This is a genomic window from Aerosakkonema funiforme FACHB-1375 (assembly GCF_014696265.1).
Lineage (GTDB): Bacteria > Cyanobacteriota > Cyanobacteriia > Cyanobacteriales > Aerosakkonemataceae > Aerosakkonema > Aerosakkonema funiforme_A.
The window spans coordinates 17,501-33,519 of sequence record NZ_JACJPW010000092.1 but is presented as its reverse complement, the minus strand read 5'-3'; the positions used below and the strand labels follow the sequence as shown (position 1 = coordinate 33,519).

The window sequence follows — 16,019 nt, the reverse complement described above, 5'->3', positions numbered from 1 at the left end:
ATTGAGAATCAGAAGTGGAAACCAGGGACTTGACGGCGATTAAAATCGCCAGGTGCGTTTCATCCCCATGTCTAAAGCCAGGGGCTTTCACGCACGGTTTTCGGTAACCAAGGCTCTACTCGTCCCAAAAACGAACGAATTTCAAATCCCATTTCACCCCCAAATGGAGGTAGAACTTTTGGATATGTATTTTTAGTATCGCTATTTGCTAATAATTCTTCCTCATCTTTGGCGGATTTTTTAGTAAGGCTAGCCACAATACTGAGGAGTATATCGCGTTTCTTCATAGCATTTTTTGTAGTTTAAAGTATTTAAAATTTTAGGATAATTACTAAACTAGCTGCATTATAATTAGTCTATTATAAAAAAGCCAAAAATGGCAACAATTTTTGGAATAAAGTGAGGGTGGTGTGCATTTATTGATTCCGGCAGCTGGCATGGGGCGTCGCATGGGAAGCGATCGCAATAAACTTCTCTTGACTCTTTTAGGCAAACCTTTAATTGCTTGGACGCTTTTGGCAGTCGAATCATCTAGTATCGACTGGATTGGTATCGTGTGTCAACCAGAGGATCTGCCAGATTTGAAAGCTATTGTGGCAGAACTGTCTCTAAGTAAGCCAATACAGTTCATTCAGGGGGGTGCAACGCGCCAGGAGTCAGTTTACAACGGTTTGCAGGCGCTACCGCCAGATGCCGATCGAGTATTGATTCACGACGGCGCGAGGTGTTTGGCGACACCTGATTTGCTCGATCGATGTGCGTCGGCGCTTTTACAGCATCAAGGTTTGATTGCGGGGGTGCCGGTGAAGGATACGATCAAAATTGTCGATGAAGCTAAGTTGATCGAAGATACGCCCGATCGCCGCAACTTGTGGGCAGCCCAAACGCCGCAAGGATTTGATGTGCAGTTGTTGAAGGAATGCCATGAAAAAGGGCGTCAACTGGGATGGGAAGTCACAGATGACGCCGCTTTGTTTGAAAAGTGCGGTTTACCGGTGTTAATTGTGGAAGGCGAGGAGACGAATCTGAAGGTGACAACACCGGTAGATTTAGCGATCGCCGAATTTATTTTGCGTCAGCGCTTGGGGAAATAAGATATATGGCAGAAGAGGAAAGAGAAAAAGGTCGATTTTGAATTTAATCTTGACTTGCTAAAAAGCGAATCGAGGAATTTTCAATTATTTTCTCAATTTCTGCCTCGATTTCCTTTTTATTCAAATCGGTTGCCAGCAATAAATTCAGAATTGCAAAAGATGGCGTGTGCTTTTGGAAGTAGCCACCGTGCAAGTCAACGCCAGCCAGCTTGCCGAAAATAATATTGCCAAGATCGATCGCCAGTCCGTTATAACTATTGAGAGGCAACTTCACGAAATTAACGCCGCCTCGATTACCTGCCACTTTCATTTCCGAACAATCTAAGTAATTCAATTTGTTAAATAATTCCAAATCGGCTTTAGGTTGTTTAAGTTTCTGGGAATTGAATAGGATACGGATACAAGGTTCCGGTTTATTTTCTCCCTGTTTGGGTAAATAAACATTTCCCAACCGCAAACCAGACATGGGAATACTCGGTTCGCTAAACCAATTGCCAACTGTGGAAAGGTAACGCAACACGATATCGCGATCGCTCGACATTAAATAAATTTGAGCGCTGCAATTAAACGCAGTGCGAAGATAATTATTTCGTCCTTGACGCAGCAATTCCAGCGGCACATCCGGGGAAGCCAAAATTAACTTATCTAATTGGAAATGTTCGCCAAACTTGTTGGGTTTTTCTTCATCGTAGCGGAAATGATAGCGTAAGAGGCTGATTGCGTTCAGAACTACAAAGCCACCCATGCTATGACCGATGATATTAATTTGAAGCGGTTGTAAAACCGATGATTTAGTTAACTTGTAAAGGCCACGGTCTAGACGCGAAAAAAATTCGGCTAAATCGGGTATACCATAGTAAATAGCTCTTGTGCGATCGCCTTGATAAGCTACTTCTCGTAACAGGTAGAAAGCTAATGACCAAAACACAAAAACCAAGCTAATTAACCCAATCCATTGGGGCTGTAAACTGAAGAATTGCCAGCTAAATAACCATTTAAAAATTTGCAATAATCCATTGCTTAAGCTACCTATAATAATAGAGCTAACGCTCAGAACCAGAGCAAACTTAAAATAGATATCGGAAGTTTTACTAACTTTTTTCAGCCAATCAAACCAAGTGCCAAAAATAGCCAGAGGTGCTTCGCTAGGCCAATTATATCCAATATAGATATGTTTGTTCGCCGCGACATTTTTTAAGTTGTTAACTTCTCGGTAAAAAGCATCATAAAATCCCTCTGATGAAGTGCCATAGCCGTGGGTTCGCAAAGTTAAACGTTTGATGTCATTATCTTTGATAATAACAGCTAATTCATCCACATTAAATAAAGGACGGAATCGCTCCAATGGGGGAAGATTATACTTAACGTCAGCAGCAGTTATTCGACTTACAACTAAAAAAGCATTGGGATTTGATTGACAGACAAAAACTTCAAAATTACGCCCGACTGATTGCCTAAATTTTTTATTTTTCCAGTCATTGAGAGTATTAATTACATATTCTCGATCCACAGTTTTTTCAAAGCAAAGATATTGCTCTAAATCGCATTCGGCTCGCAAACTATTAGCTATCTTTTCCTCAGACTCTAACTCATGAGCTAATTGTACTATCCTCGCCTTCGTCCATCGGTCAGAAAAGGGTGGGGTAGTTTCTACAATGTCTTGCAACCAATTTCGATCGCTTTCTCCACGTCCATCTTCCTTCCAAGCAAAAGGTAACGTTTCTTGGTATTGATGTTCGATACGCATAACTATTTACTCCTCTGGTAATAAATAGGCAAGCAAAAGTGGTTAAGTACGTATTTCAACGAGCCTGACGAGAAAACAGGAATTTTGTGAAAATGGGTAGATTGTCGAGCGAACGAGTAAGTGCAAATACTGATAAATTGGTGTTGTCCGCTCGATCGCCCTGAAGTCAGTTCAGTGAATTAACTGAGATAGCTACGCCTACTATTGATGGTAATCAAGATTAATACAGTATCCCCTCACACATTTGTGCGATCGCAATGAAAAAGCTGATGTGCATCCAAAATGCACATCAGCCCGAATAAGAGATATCTGGGTAACCGTAGAGTGACCATTGCCCACGCTACTGCTGTTGCAGTCCCCGCACAGCAGTTTCTGCCTTCTGTACTCCCCGATCGTTATTTTGACGGCGATAGAGGTTAATAGCTTGGTTAAAAGCTTCGATCGCTTCTTGTTTTTTCCCCCATCTGCTGAAGGCTACACCTAAATTAAACTGTGCGGTTGGTTCTTCGGGAGCTACTTTAGAGAAACGACGATAAGCGGCAACTGCTTGCTGGAATTGCTCCTGCTCCAGCAAAATATCCCCTATGGCAGCGTGTGCTTCTGCTAATTTGGAATCTAGATCCGCAGCCCGCTGATAAGCTGCTAAAGCGGCTTCCAGATTTTTTTGAGAGCGTCGAATCCTGCCAATTTGCAGATGAATCTGTGGATTGCGCGGTTCCAGTTTAGCTGCTCGTTCCAAAGCAGTCAGTGCGCCTATTTGGTTGCCTTGTACCAAATAGGCGGTAGCTAAATTAAACTGCAAATTGCTGTTGTTCGGTTCTAGGGTAACAGCCCGCTGTAGGACGTTAATAGCGTCTTGATAGCGCTTCTGTTGCAACAGTATAGTCGCCATCGAAGCCCGAATTTCTACACTTTTAGGATCGAGACGGATAGCTTGTTCGTAAGTTCGCATCGCGCCCTGATAGTCTCCCTGGCGCATCAGAACCACTCCCAATCCCAGGTAAGCTTTGAGGTGATTGCGATTGATTTGCGTGACCCGTCGATAGGCAGCAGCGGCTCCCTGGTTGTCTCCGGCGCTAGCAAGGGCGTATCCGAGAGCGTAATGAAATTCTGCATTGTTGCTTTGGAGTGCTACAGCCTGTCTATAGGCATTAGCTGCTTCCTGGTAATTGCCTTGACGTGCTTGTAAATATCCAATCGCAGAATAAATACGGGCATTTTTGCTATCTAAGCTAGCTGCTTGTTGATAAATTGCTAAAGCACGCCCAAATCTTCCATCTTCTACTAACGATCGCGCATCGTCTAGGAGTCTTTTCAGCTCGTCGTTTTCAGGAAGCTGATACGTAGGACTGCGATCGTAGTCTTCATCAGTTTGGGCAATTGACGGCGTACTTACCGCAATCCCTCCCAATAGCAGGAGACTGGTTAAGAACAGAATTTGCTTTTGCACGGTAGATTTTCCTTGTGTTTCTGCCATTACGAGAGTGCTACTATTGGTTTGATATTGGATCGGGATGAATTCCATATGGGAACTGGCTGATTATAATAACCTTAAATGTGTAAATTTATAACCAAGACAAGAAAAAATGATTGTCACAACAACTGATGTCGTGCAGGGAGCCGAAATTCAGGCTTATTTGGGTATTGTGACTGCTGAAGTAGTATATGGCACTAACGTATTGCGCGATTTCTTCGCTAGTATTCGCGATGTCATCGGTGGGCGTACCGGCAGCTACGAGAGGGTGTTCGAGCAGGGACAGCGGGAAGCTATAGCCGAACTGGAAAAACGAGCTCAGCGTCTGGGAGCTAATGCGATCGTCGGTATTGAAGTAGACACCGGTACAATTAACGTTGACCAAAGCGGTGTCTTGCTGCTGATCACTGCGATCGGCACCGCCGTAAAACTGCGTTCGTAGAACTATAAGGAAGTAGTCTTTTTGGCGATTCATCTAAGGTTAGCTGAGAGGAGTTAAGTTTTAACAGCCGATCGCCTTCAGCTAATTAACAAATACTTTTATCGATAAATAAATATTGATTCATCTACACTTGAAAAAGTTTAAAAATTTACGTATATACTTAAATAATTAAGTATTTATTACTCCTGAGATTCAAAAATTTCAGGTTTTTATCGCATCTCCATCTTTTGATAGAGCGTGCGATTCCTTCCAGTGGTAGATATATCAAACATAAATTTGACTCTAAATTAAGCTCAAGGGTGATTAGCAATAAGATAACTCAGCTGGAAGGGATGAGGGGAATAAAGGAGGAAATAAAATATGGCATACGGTAATCGACCGGCAGATGTAGTAGATCCTGTAGTAGGAAATCGTATTGTTGAGTATCACGATCGCGTTAGGTGGGGCCCCATTATTTCCGGTCTTTTAGTTGCCTTAACTACTCAATTAATTTTGAGTGCTTTGGGTGCTGCGATCGGTTTGAGCAGCCTTGCCAATTCTGGCGCACCCAGATCCAACGCAGATGATGTTGGTCTTGGTGTGGGAATTTGGTCAATTATCAGTTTGTTAATAGGTTTATTTGTTGGCGGTTGGGTGACATCGCGTGCCAGCGGCCCGATGAACCGCAATACAGCTCTTCTCAATGGTGCTATTCTCTGGGCAACTGCTTTAATTATTGGCTCTTGGCTGTTAGCAAATGGTGTAGTAGGTACTTTTGGAATTGCGGCATCCAATGCGGGAGAAGTAATTAACCAAGCTCAACAAGGAGGAATTAACGTACCGAATAGGGCTCCCAACGTCAGCGCACAGCAAGCACGCGATATTGCTGGCAATGCGGCTAGAGTGGGTTGGTCGTTTGTGTTCGGTTCTTTACTGGGTTTGGTAGCGTCGATGATCGGTGCATCTATTGGAGCCCGCAATTACAATCGTACTTATCAATAAAAATGGGAAGCGATCGTAGTTATTTTTAGCACCTTAAAAAAGGTGCTTTTTTGTTATTTGGCAATAGAAAAAATTAACGCTGTCGCGAATAGCGTCCGATTAGTTCTGCTGCTGCCAGAATATGACCGTTCATTGCAGCTTCCAATTGTTCTTTAGTCGCACCCGATGCTAATTCTAAATATCGGTCTAAAGCGTATAATTTGAAAAAGTAACGGTGCGTGCCGCTAGGCGGACAAGGGCCACCATAACCGAGTTTACCAAAATCATTTTTACCCTGAGTACCGCCACTTGCCAGCGTTGCGTCGTTGGGAACTGCTTCTGGTAAATTGGTGATTTCAGTCGGTAAATCGTAAAGAACCCAATGGACAAAAGTTCCCATCGGTGCATCGGGGTCATCAACAATTAAAGCCAGACTTTGCGTTCCCGTCGGTGGTGCATCCCACTTCAGGGGTGGCGAAAAATCTTGGCGATCGCAAGTATATTTAGACGGGATAGTGCCGTTGGCGGAAAAGGCATCGCTTTCTAGTTTCATAGTGGTAACTACTGTTGTTGGCGATCGAATATTCGTGGAGCGGTTGCTACCAGAGTTACAACTCGCTAGCAAAAGTACCGCTAAAGTAAGTATATTAGCGCTCTGCCTCAAAAAATTTCTGCGGCCAACAAGATTAGACACAAAAAAATTTTGCCTATGGGTAATAACGTGGGATTACCTTTATAATACCAAATCCGCTTCGATCGCCTTCTTATCTCGCTCGGCTATAGAGACTTTTCATGAAACATCTCTACAATGTTTATGTCAAAAATTAAAGGGGCTAAACAACCTGGATTTTGTATAAATTGTGAGGGAGACTTTGCAGTGTTGTAGCAAAGTTCATCCCCCGCATAGCTGAGTATAAATTCCGTTAGTTTGCACAGCTAATACTAGCCGAACTTAAGCACCTTTTTTTTGCTTGCGCTTCAGCCAAGAACCAGTACCTAAAGCACCTAACATTAATGTTCCGACAACACTAGACGGCTCTGGTACTGATTTTGGCTTAACGATACTATCAATCCAATCGGTGTAGGAAGAAACGAGTATCCCGCCTCCACCAGTACCGAATGTACCGAATATTTGTTCATCGGATGTAGTGAATTCAAAGGTATTGACACCAGCGAGGAACATAGAACCATTTTTGATGACGAAGCTGGGGCCACCAGAATCCCCCGGCCCTATGCTGCCTTCAATATCGTTACCCAGGGTCAAACCACCAATCAAATTGGTAGATGGATCTGGCCCGTCAAAATCGTAATAGAATACTTCATTTACACCACTGCCTTCGTCATCAACATCAAACAAGTCGGCGTTGTTGTAACCTACCCGCTTTACATTAAAGCTGGCTCCGCCGGTCAATCCATCAATTCCGTTACCCGTGGTGCCATACCCGACCATTGTAAACGTCTCGCCTTCTGAAACAGGATTGCGGAAAAGGTCGTAAATGGGTACTCCATCAGGTAGAGCCTCACTCAAGGTGATAATGGCAATGTCATCGTTGACTGTTGGATTGAGAAAACCAGTGTAGTCAGGATTGATATTGAGCGCACTGGCGGTGATGGTGTGAGAAAGATCGCTGCCAAAGTTCAGATTGAAACGAACCTTATTAGGCAAAAAGTCGGCTGTGCCATTGTCATCTTCATCAAGGCAATGACCGGCAGTGAGGATGTGCGTTGAACTAATGGTTGCACCAGTACAGAGGAAACCACTTCCTCCTCCCAGATCCATGAACAGGCTACCGACCCCCGCAAATGGCGATGTGGTAGTGTTGGGGTCAACTCGGTTACTGGGGGAATCTGGCGGAGTACCGTTAGGATCTCCAGCAACGATTAATTTGTGGTATTGAACCTCGCTAGGGTTAAAGGTAGCTGCTAGTGCGTTAACTGAAAAACCGAGGGTAGCAGTCACAGCGACTGTTGCTGATGTGGCAATTTTATGGATCGGTTTCATATTTGCAATTCCTACAAAAAGATGATTTCGCTATTGCTCTGGGTTCTGGGAGAGTTATTGTTGCAATGTCAAGGTAGAGACGATTGTTCCGCCAAAGCCAATAGTGGTATTTGTGGCCAAGGCAAGGTTTTTACCGCCTTCAAAGTTTTTTTGTTTTCGTAATTGCTTTCATAAGAAGGATTGGTCTTTTGCTTAGACAGTACGTTATTTTACGTAGCACCTTTTTAATTAAGTACAGATACTTACGTAATTAACGAAGTAATTTTAACTTTAACGTAGAATTAACGAGGGCAGCGATATTTCGGATAAACTTTACAAAAAATTTATAAACTTGAGGTAATCTTCACGAAAAATTTATAATTTTTTGCTTACTATTCAGTGAATATAAGTATATTTTAGGGTTTACCTGTTAACCAGAAAGCCGATCGCCTTACAAACATAGACAATCTTTGCGTGCTTTTACTAGGTAGTAGAGCTAAGTTAGTAACTGGAGTATTCCCAGATCCGATCGCAAAGAGCGATCGCACAAATTAAAGGCGACCTATTTCGGTACTGTTGAGGTCGATTGGTGGGATGTTTAAGCTAAAGTAGCGATCGCTTTTCTAGATTGTTTGGAATAGACTTGATTTAGAGGGGTTGTGAGGGGGAGGGTGCGATCGCTTCTTTCAAAATTTCTTGCTGCAATATTCAATTGAGGGATGTCGATCGATAGCTAAATTATACTCAAAAAAATGATATAATTCCTAATTAATTTGGAATATTTTTGAGGATAAGGCGATCGCTATTTTTGTGGTGATGGGGAGTGCGATCGCATTACCTAAAATCTAACTAGCTTGAGGGAAATCATCTTCATTATCGAGGTCGTCGTACTCATCTCGATCGATAGATTCAACTGATTCATCCGGTACAGGCACAAGATTTTTACCCATTGCTTTTTCTATACGTTCAAGCAGTGCTTTTTGACGCGCTTGGAAGAAGGCATCAAAATCATCAGCACGTAAAGCAACTGGATCGATGACGTGCGATCGCAAAATTTCATCCATTTTTGCTTCCGAAATCCCTGTGTCTTTTTGGATTTTGGCTAAGTAGATACTTGGCGGATTGCTTCCAATCTGGCGGTTAGTCTTAGCTGAAAGGGGAGTTTTGTTGATTACGCTGTCGTAAAGTTCTGCTTTAATACCATTTTTTTGACACCATTGGCGCGGGAAAATGTGATGAATATCAATAGGAAGGTCGAAGTTTTTTAGAGTGTCGATAGGATAACCCGTGTGGAAATCGCAGCCACCATCTCGCAATAACAAAGCTGATAAACCTTTATAAGCAGCACTTCTTCGCGAGTAGAGATATTGTAGGCGACTAGGAGCGAAATTAGCATCTCTAATTGTGACAGGTTCAGAACCATTATTCTTAATCAATTCCACCACTTCTTGTAAATCTTTAGCAAGACGGCTTTCAATCGCACTACCGTATAGTTCGCCGAAGACTCCGCACCAGTACCAACGGATTAATTTTGCATTATCCTCAGCATGATTAACGGGATTTCCTAATGTTGCTAAAATAGCTGCAAGAGCGGTAAGTTGAGTTTGGTAAGGCAGGTCGCGCTCGGTAAATATTTTTTGTGTGTGGAGTAATTCTGCTGCTTGTTTAAATCCTTGCGTGACTGAGTTAGCCCATTTTTCATATTGCTGAAGATTTAATTTCAGTATATCTTTGCGCTTACAACTTACAGGAGGCTTTTCGTAAGTGACGCAAAGAGTTACTGCTTGCAAAAACTCAGTATTTTGAATATTTCTTAAAACCTGATATTGAGGTTTTTTCAGTTCCTTTTCTCGTTTAGCCCAATCTTCTCGCAAGTCGAACTCATTAGCCGCAAAAGTAGCAGTTATCAATTCAAAAACTGTAAGCGATACGCCGCCTGTATTTACTTTTTCAAAAACTTGACAAACTGCTTCTCTTGGTGTTTCTTTACGTAATAAAATTACTGGTACTTGGTACTGTTCAAAAGGTTTGATAATTTCTTGGTTGAATTTATTGAATAGCTTGACTTTTTCCCTGTCGTAATCCCAAAATTCGTTATAGTTGGTCATCCAATCAGAATAATCAGAAATTTGCGCTACAGGAAATAGACTATTTTCATATTCTTTTTGAGGCGTTGAGTAGTCTTCCTCAATAACGCCACGAAAATTACGAATAATTTTGTCTTCCGGCAAACTTACAATTGCTTCTTCTCGTTCAAAATTTGGATCGAGAGCTTTAACAATATTAATATAATACCATCGGTGAATATTTTTGCCTCGTGCATCTTTAGTAATGACTGGTTTGCCTAAAAGAAGTGATTGAACAAGAGATGTTAATCGCTGCTGCCCATCCAATATTAATCGTTCTGGTTGTATGGAGTTATTAAGTGTAACACCTTCAATCGGTCGAGATTGAAACCGCACATCAGGATTACCTGTTTGCAGCATCATTACTACTCCAACAGGATACGATAAGGAAATACTAGCTAGAAGGCTGCGTATTTGTTCATCGTTCCAAACCCAAGAGCGTTGAAAATCAGGTAACTGAGTTTTTCCTTCCTTTGTGCTTCTTAACAAATCGAGTAGTGCTTCTGTGGTATTGTCAAAATTTTTGATTGCTGGCATCGTCTATCTACCTCTTGTTTAAAATAGAGCTTGGCGGGAAATCCCTATCTCAATTTTTCCAGATTTTTGGTTCTATTTAACATGAGAGAACAGATAAATTTTGTGGCTACGATCGCATAACCTAGTGAGGAGTTTTTGAGTGTCTGAAACGATTCGAGTCTACGGCTATCACGGTACAAATACGGAGGCAGCGGCAACAATTATTCAGCAAGGTTTTAACGTTAGTTCCAATGACTACGACTGGCTGGGAACAGGGGTTTATTTCTTTCAAGATGCGCCAGTACGCGCTTGGGAATGGGCCAAGCAGCAACATCCTGCAAATCCGGCTGTAATTCGTTCCACTATCCGCTTGGATGACTGCATCGATTTAGTGGACATTAGCTGGTTTCCGCTTATCAGGAACATCTACAACTCATTTGTAGAGGAGTACTCGCAAGGCAACAGACCTTTACCTCGACAGAACCCTCAGAGATCGAAAGCGCATCGGCTAGATTGTGCCTGCTTTAACTATATTGTTGAAGTTCTTGGCGAACAGGGTCAGATACCTCGTACAATTCGAGCGGTTTTCCTAGAGGGTGAGCCTGTTTATCCCAATTCCGCTATTTTCGATCGCGCTCATGTGCAGATAGCCGTCAGAGATACTTCTCTGATTGAGGAGTCGCGTTTGGTAAGATTATAATGAGGAATTAAATAATGGTAAAATGCTTGACCCTAAAAAATGTGCTGATATTCTTTACAAACATTTCGCAGAAGTTACGCCTGAGCAGTTTTTGGAGAATCTGAAAAAATACTGCCCGGAAGTTTTTGAGGATGATATTGCAGACTCAGAAATATCTCATTCTGAGACAAATCGATCGAAAGATGAATTGGATAAAAAGGCAGCAACGGCATAGAAATTAGCGTAAGGTGGGGAATATCTTGCACCACTGCTTAAATCCCGCCAGCGATTTGAATCGCTGGCGGGGTATGCGACTTATTACGAATATCAATAAAATAATCTTCAATTCTGCCATATTATTTCTCGCTTTTTATTGACTGTTTTCATTATAATGTATGACACCAACAAAGAAACCCGGTTTCTCTAAGAAACCGGGTTTCTAAGCCTAAAAACAACAGCCAACCCTACTAATTAAGCGGTGAAGTATTTCGCGACTGGGTGATAGGTGATAATCGCAGTTGTAGATTGTTCGGGATAAATTTGTTCGCTTTCATCCATATAAAGATTGATTCGTTCAGCCCCCAACAATTCCAACTGTTTATACTGATCTTGAATATTCGGACAAGCCGGATATCCAAAACTATATCGAGAACCGCGATAACGTTGTGCAAGCATATCCCGAATATTATCAGGTTCCTCATTAGCAAAACCCAACTCGTGGCGAATTCTTGCGTGTAGCCATTCTGCCAAAGCTTCCGCAGTTTGCACAGCTAAACCATGAAAATACAAATAATCGGTATATTGATTATCTGCAAACAATTTCTGTGCAAACTCAGTTGCAATATTTCCCACAGTTACCGCTTGCATCGGAAACACATCAATCTGCCCAGTTTCCACAGGCGCAAAGAAATCGGCAATACACAAACGTCGCAAAGATTTTTGACGGGGGAAGTTGAATGTAGTAACTTGTTTTTTCTGCCCGTTCTTCCATGCTTCTGCATCATAGATATGTAGCGAATTACCCTCAGATTGACAAGGGAAATAACCGTAAACTACTTGAGGATGCAATAATTTTTCCTCAATAACTCGTTGCTTCCACTGTTGCAAAATAGGATAAACCTTTTCAGCCAAAAATCCATCGTACTCTTCCCTTGACTGTTCTTTTGGTTTGCGGAATTGCCATTGCCCAGCAATCAAAGCTTGCAAATCCAAATACCAGAAAATCTCCTCTAAAGAGATATCTTCCGGCTGTAAAATTTGCGTTCCCCAGAAAGGCGGCGTTGGGCGATCGATCTCCACTGCAACAGCCTCAGAACGCCTGGTATCAACCTCCTGCGGTTCCTTGACTGCCACATCACCATTAGACTCACTCACAGATTTCTCTTTAATCTGCGTTAATCTGCGTACCCCTTCGGGGAAGGCTTCGCCTACATCTGCGGTTTCATTCAAAAATCCCTGCAAATCATCCCAATTTCCAGCAGCTTTAGCAGGCATCAATTTATCCATAAAATGCAAATCTGCAAACGCATCTTTGCCATAAATCACTTTACCTTTATAGGTATTCTGACAATCATCATGGACAAATTTGGGAGTCAGCGCCGCACCACCTAAAATTACTGGTACAGTAATTCCCCGTTCGTTAAATACCTCCAAATTATCCTTCATAAACGCAGTCGATTTTACCAACAAGCCACTCATCGCAATGCAATCTGCTTTATGCTTTTCGTAAGCTTCAATGATGTTATCAACTGGCTGTTTAATTCCCAAGTTAACAACTTTGTAGCCGTTATTGGAAAGGATGATATCCACCAGGTTTTTACCAATATCGTGAACATCACCTTTGACAGTAGCAATTATGAAGGTTCCCTTCGCATTATTACCCGCCTCTTGCTTTTCCATGAAAGGTTCCAAGTAGGCGACTGCTGCTTTCATCGTTTCGGCTGATTGCAATACGAAAGGTAATTGCATTTGTCCCGATCCAAACAACTCGCCTACAACTTTCATCCCATCCAGCAAGAAGGTATTGATAATATCGAGAGGACGATATTTTTCTAGTGCTTTTTTCAGTTGTTCTTCCAAGCCGATGCGTTCGCCGTCGATGATATGTTGCTTGAGGCGTTCTTCTACGGGGAGGTTATTGTCTTCAGTGCGATCGCGTTTTGTCGTCTTCCCTTCAAACAGCGTGGTTAACTCTGCCAAAGGATCGTAAACGCACACATTCCCCTCAAATTGCCGTTCGTCATAAATTAATTTGCGACAAACTTCTTGATGTTCCGGTTCAATTTTCGCTAACGGCAAAATCTTACTGGCGCTGACAATTGCTGCATCCATTCCCACTGCCATTGCTTCGTGCAGAAACATGGAATTCAGCACAACTCTCGCCGCCGGATTTAAGCCGAATGAAACGTTAGAAACACCCAGCAAAATATGACATCCCGGTAACTCTTGACGGATGCGACGGATAGATTCAATTGTAGCTTTTCCGTTTGCCCGATCTTCTTCAATTCCGGTAGAAATTGGTAATGCTAAAGTATCGAAAAAGATTTCTTGAGGTGGGATACCGTATTCTACAGCTTGACGATAGGCGCGTTGGGCAATTTGAAACTTTTTCTCTGCCGTTCTCGCCATTCCATCTTCATCAATTGTACCGATTACTACCCCCGCACCATATTTTTTCGCTAACTCCAAAACCTTAAAGAAACGCGGTTCGCCATCTTCATAGTTGGTCGAGTTAAGTATACACTTACCCCCGACAACTTTCAGCCCCGCTTCCATTTTTTCCCATTCCGTCGAGTCCAACATCAGCGGCAAAGTAACATTTGTTACTAGCCTTGATGCCAATTCCCGCATATCTCGCACGCCATCCCGTCCCACGTAATCCACGTTTACGTCGAGAACGTGCGCCCCTTCTCGCATTTGGGCTTTGGCTAAAGATACCAATCCGTCCCAATCTTCGGCGTTTAGCAAGTCGCGACACTTTTTAGAACCGCTGGCGTTGAGGCGTTCGCCCACAATCAAAAATGAGTTATCTTGCTCGTAGGGCTGTGCGGTATAAATGGATGCTGCGGATGGTTCGTAGCTGGGATGGCGTTCTTTCGGTTTGAGAGTTTGACCAATTTCTGCTAATGCTTGAATGTGTTCGGGGCGAGTCCCGCAACAACCGCCGATGACTTGCACGCCCCAATCTTCTACGAATTTGGTCAGCGCCATCCGTAATTCCATCGGGGTGAGTTTGTAATGTGCGTGACCGCCGATGTTTTCGGGCAAACCTGCGTTGGGGACGCAGGAAACTACGAAGGGGGAGTTTTCGCACAGATATTTGATGTGTTCGGCCATTCTATCTGGCCCGGTGGCGCAGTTCAAACCGAGAATGTCGATCGCATAAGGTTGCAAAATCGTCAACACCGCACTGATATCGGAACCGACGAGCATTGTACCCGTAGTTTCCATTGTTACCGATACCATCAGCGGAATGCGCTGACCTTTTTTCTGGAAAAGATCTTCGATCGCATTCAGCGCCGCCTTGATTTGCAGCACATCTTGGCAAGTTTCCACGATGAATAAGTCAACGCCGCCGTCGAAAAGTCCTTCTGCTTGTTCGGTAAATGCGGTTTTCAGCGTGTCAAAATCGATATGGCCGAGAGTAGGTAATTTTGTGCCGGGGCCGATCGAACCTGCCACGAAGCGGGGTTTCTCTGGCGTGGAAAATTCATTAGCGACGCGCTTGGCGAGTTCTGCCGCAGCTTTGTTGAGATAATACGCTTTATCTGCCAAATTATACTCTGCCAGCACTACGGAAGTCGCCCCAAAGGTATCGGTTTCAACTACATCTGCACCAGCGGCGAGAAAGTCACGATGTACGATCGCGACTGCTTCCGGTTTAGTATGGACGAGGTATTCATTGCAACCTTCATATTCCGGCCCACCGAAATCAGCAGCAGTGAGATTTTGCTTTTGCAAGTTAGTTCCCATCGCACCATCGAAGACGATGACGGGACGATCGGGACTGTGCAGGCGTTGCAGGAAGGGATGAGTCATAGAGGCGGTTTTGGAGATAGGTATTTGCGTTAGTCTTGGAATTACTTAATCTATTCTGCACTACTGGATATCGGAGATGGTTAAAAATTCTGTGGGTGAGGATGAGGGGTTTATTCGTTTAACAATTGAGGAAGTGAAGGATAAGTTGATGGATGCGATCGCGCAAGTGATGTGCGATCTAAAGCGCTTTGTTTTGCTGCAAGCAGGAGAAGAGGTAGCAGCGATCGTTCCCATTGATGAGTTCGAGCGATTGGATTATCTCTTGGAGGATATTAAACCTTCACAATTCACCCCTTGCGAAGAGGAATATTACGAAAATGAAGGAGGAATACGCTGTCTCAGAATCGATGAATTTCAAGATGATTTCGATGACATCGTTGCTGATGTTGTAGAGTATGGCCAACTTTTTGGTTTTCTCCCACCTGCCAATTTAGGCGGAAAAGAATTTGATATCTTTATACCTGTGGCAATTTTGATGCCGATCGATAATTTTTGGATTCCTGAATACTTTATTGCTGCTGCTAAGAATGAGAGATATAATGGAACATCATCAAATCGGTTTCTAATTTCCCAAGAAGAGGAATAAAAAATGAATGCCCAAACAGTTAATACACCAACAGTTGCCAAATCAAAAGCTTCTTCTGGAAACCGCTAGAAATTGAGATTATGGAATTGGGTGCTTTACTATTGGAACGGGAAGATTTAACCAGTGCGATCGAACCATGTTTTTATATTCAAAATGAATCGCTAGTCAGAAGCAAAATAATAGATTTGCAAACCGATCCACCGCCTGACTTAGCGATCGAATCAAATTATACCAGTTCTTCCTTGAATAAATTGGCTCTCCCGTACTTGAGGTGATCGCAAAATCTAATAGATGGTTGGCAAAGCCTGTGGTATGACGGCTTTAGCTTAGTCATAGATATAAAAACTAACTTATTAGCCTCAGAGCGTTGAGCTTC

General features: G+C 42.9%; 13 protein-coding genes and 1 pseudogene. 7 read left to right on the top strand and 7 right to left on the bottom strand.

The window, feature by feature from the left end:
- Positions 1-71 precede the first annotated feature (71 nt).
- Positions 72-287, bottom strand: coding sequence for a hypothetical protein (locus tag H6G03_RS27500; RefSeq protein WP_190471656.1), 216 nt, complete (start codon positions 285-287; stop codon positions 72-74).
- A 123-nt stretch (positions 288-410) separates the two neighbouring features.
- Between H6G03_RS27500 and ispD the strand changes: the two genes are divergently transcribed.
- On the top strand, positions 411-1,094 hold the full coding sequence (gene ispD / locus H6G03_RS27495; protein ID WP_190471652.1) for a 2-C-methyl-D-erythritol 4-phosphate cytidylyltransferase: 684 nt from the start codon (positions 411-413) through the stop codon (positions 1,092-1,094).
- 43 nt (positions 1,095-1,137) lie between these two features.
- Here the strand turns inward: ispD and H6G03_RS27490 are convergent, their stop codons facing one another.
- Positions 1,138-2,841 carry an alpha/beta hydrolase gene (locus H6G03_RS27490; RefSeq protein ID WP_190471649.1) on the bottom strand — a complete coding sequence of 568 codons (1,704 nt, stop codon included), beginning with the start codon at positions 2,839-2,841 and terminating at the stop codon, positions 1,138-1,140.
- Positions 2,842-3,181: 340 nt separating this feature from the next.
- Positions 3,182-4,366: a tetratricopeptide repeat protein gene (locus H6G03_RS27485; RefSeq protein ID WP_242060479.1), complete on the bottom strand. Its 1,185-nt coding sequence runs from the start codon at positions 4,364-4,366 to the stop codon at positions 3,182-3,184.
- 61 nt (positions 4,367-4,427) lie between these two features.
- On the opposite strand from H6G03_RS27485, the gene H6G03_RS27480 reads away from it, so the two are divergent.
- Positions 4,428-4,757 (top strand): YbjQ family protein, encoded by a 330-nt coding sequence (locus H6G03_RS27480; RefSeq protein WP_190471646.1) that lies wholly within the window; start codon positions 4,428-4,430, stop codon positions 4,755-4,757.
- Between the two features lie 360 nt (positions 4,758-5,117).
- On the top strand, positions 5,118-5,738 hold the full coding sequence (locus tag H6G03_RS27475) for a hypothetical protein (protein WP_190471643.1): 621 nt from the start codon (positions 5,118-5,120) through the stop codon (positions 5,736-5,738).
- Positions 5,739-5,811: 73 nt separating this feature from the next.
- Here H6G03_RS27475 and H6G03_RS27470 read toward each other — a convergent pair whose 3' ends face one another.
- The 3 genes from H6G03_RS27470 to H6G03_RS27460 all read right to left on the bottom strand — a co-directional run bounded on the left by H6G03_RS27470 (position 5,812) and on the right by H6G03_RS27460 (position 10,361).
- The gene (locus H6G03_RS27470; protein ID WP_190471640.1) at positions 5,812-6,270 is read right to left on the bottom strand and encodes a YbhB/YbcL family Raf kinase inhibitor-like protein; all 459 of its coding nucleotides are present in this window, start codon (positions 6,268-6,270) and stop codon (positions 5,812-5,814) included.
- Between the two features lie 399 nt (positions 6,271-6,669).
- Complete coding sequence (locus H6G03_RS27465) at positions 6,670-7,719, bottom strand: PEP-CTERM sorting domain-containing protein (protein WP_190471666.1); 1,050 nt, start codon at positions 7,717-7,719, stop codon at positions 6,670-6,672.
- 824 nt (positions 7,720-8,543) lie between these two features.
- Positions 8,544-10,361, bottom strand: coding sequence for a GmrSD restriction endonuclease domain-containing protein (locus H6G03_RS27460; protein ID WP_190471638.1), 1,818 nt, complete (start codon positions 10,359-10,361; stop codon positions 8,544-8,546).
- Positions 10,362-10,500: 139 nt separating this feature from the next.
- On the opposite strand from H6G03_RS27460, the gene H6G03_RS27455 reads away from it, so the two are divergent.
- Both H6G03_RS27455 and H6G03_RS27450 read left to right on the top strand, forming a co-directional pair.
- The gene (locus H6G03_RS27455) at positions 10,501-11,040 is read left to right on the top strand and encodes a poly(ADP-ribose) polymerase family protein (RefSeq protein ID WP_190471635.1); all 540 of its coding nucleotides are present in this window, start codon (positions 10,501-10,503) and stop codon (positions 11,038-11,040) included.
- A gap of 22 nt (positions 11,041-11,062) precedes the next feature.
- Positions 11,063-11,254, top strand: coding sequence for a hypothetical protein (locus tag H6G03_RS27450; RefSeq protein ID WP_190471633.1), 192 nt, complete (start codon positions 11,063-11,065; stop codon positions 11,252-11,254).
- Positions 11,255-11,490: 236 nt separating this feature from the next.
- On the opposite strand, the gene metH is transcribed toward H6G03_RS27450, so the two are convergent.
- Positions 11,491-15,057, bottom strand: a complete 3,567-nt coding sequence (gene metH, locus H6G03_RS27445; RefSeq protein ID WP_190471630.1) for a methionine synthase — start codon at positions 15,055-15,057, stop codon at positions 11,491-11,493.
- A gap of 76 nt (positions 15,058-15,133) precedes the next feature.
- Between metH and H6G03_RS27440 the strand changes: the two genes are divergently transcribed.
- Positions 15,134-15,643, top strand: a complete 510-nt coding sequence (locus H6G03_RS27440) for a type II toxin-antitoxin system Phd/YefM family antitoxin (RefSeq protein ID WP_190471627.1) — start codon at positions 15,134-15,136, stop codon at positions 15,641-15,643.
- A gap of 65 nt (positions 15,644-15,708) precedes the next feature.
- Positions 15,709-15,894, top strand: a pseudogene (locus tag H6G03_RS27435) (Uma2 family endonuclease); the annotation flags it as partial.
- Between the last annotated feature and the right edge of the window lie 125 nt (positions 15,895-16,019).

Bases quoted from the DNA above. Each gene is read 5' to 3' on its own strand.
- H6G03_RS27500 (WP_190471656.1), bottom strand. From the start codon at position 287: ATGAAGAAACGCGATATACTCCTCAGTATTGTGGCTAGCCTTACTAAA.
- H6G03_RS27490 (WP_190471649.1), bottom strand. From the start codon at position 2,841: ATGCGTATCGAACATCAATACCAAGAAACGTTACCTTTTGCTTGGAAG.
- H6G03_RS27485 (WP_242060479.1), bottom strand. From the start codon at position 4,366: ATGGAATTCATCCCGATCCAATATCAAACCAATAGTAGCACTCTCGTA.
- H6G03_RS27480 (WP_190471646.1), top strand. From the start codon at position 4,428: ATGATTGTCACAACAACTGATGTCGTGCAGGGAGCCGAAATTCAGGCT.
- H6G03_RS27475 (WP_190471643.1), top strand. From the start codon at position 5,118: ATGGCATACGGTAATCGACCGGCAGATGTAGTAGATCCTGTAGTAGGA.
- H6G03_RS27470 (WP_190471640.1), bottom strand. From the start codon at position 6,270: ATGAAACTAGAAAGCGATGCCTTTTCCGCCAACGGCACTATCCCGTCT.
- H6G03_RS27465 (WP_190471666.1), bottom strand. From the start codon at position 7,719: ATGAAACCGATCCATAAAATTGCCACATCAGCAACAGTCGCTGTGACT.
- H6G03_RS27460 (WP_190471638.1), bottom strand. From the start codon at position 10,361: ATGCCAGCAATCAAAAATTTTGACAATACCACAGAAGCACTACTCGAT.
- H6G03_RS27450 (WP_190471633.1), top strand. From the start codon at position 11,063: ATGCTTGACCCTAAAAAATGTGCTGATATTCTTTACAAACATTTCGCA.
- metH (WP_190471630.1), bottom strand. From the start codon at position 15,057: ATGACTCATCCCTTCCTGCAACGCCTGCACAGTCCCGATCGTCCCGTC.
- H6G03_RS27440 (WP_190471627.1), top strand. From the start codon at position 15,134: ATGGTTAAAAATTCTGTGGGTGAGGATGAGGGGTTTATTCGTTTAACA.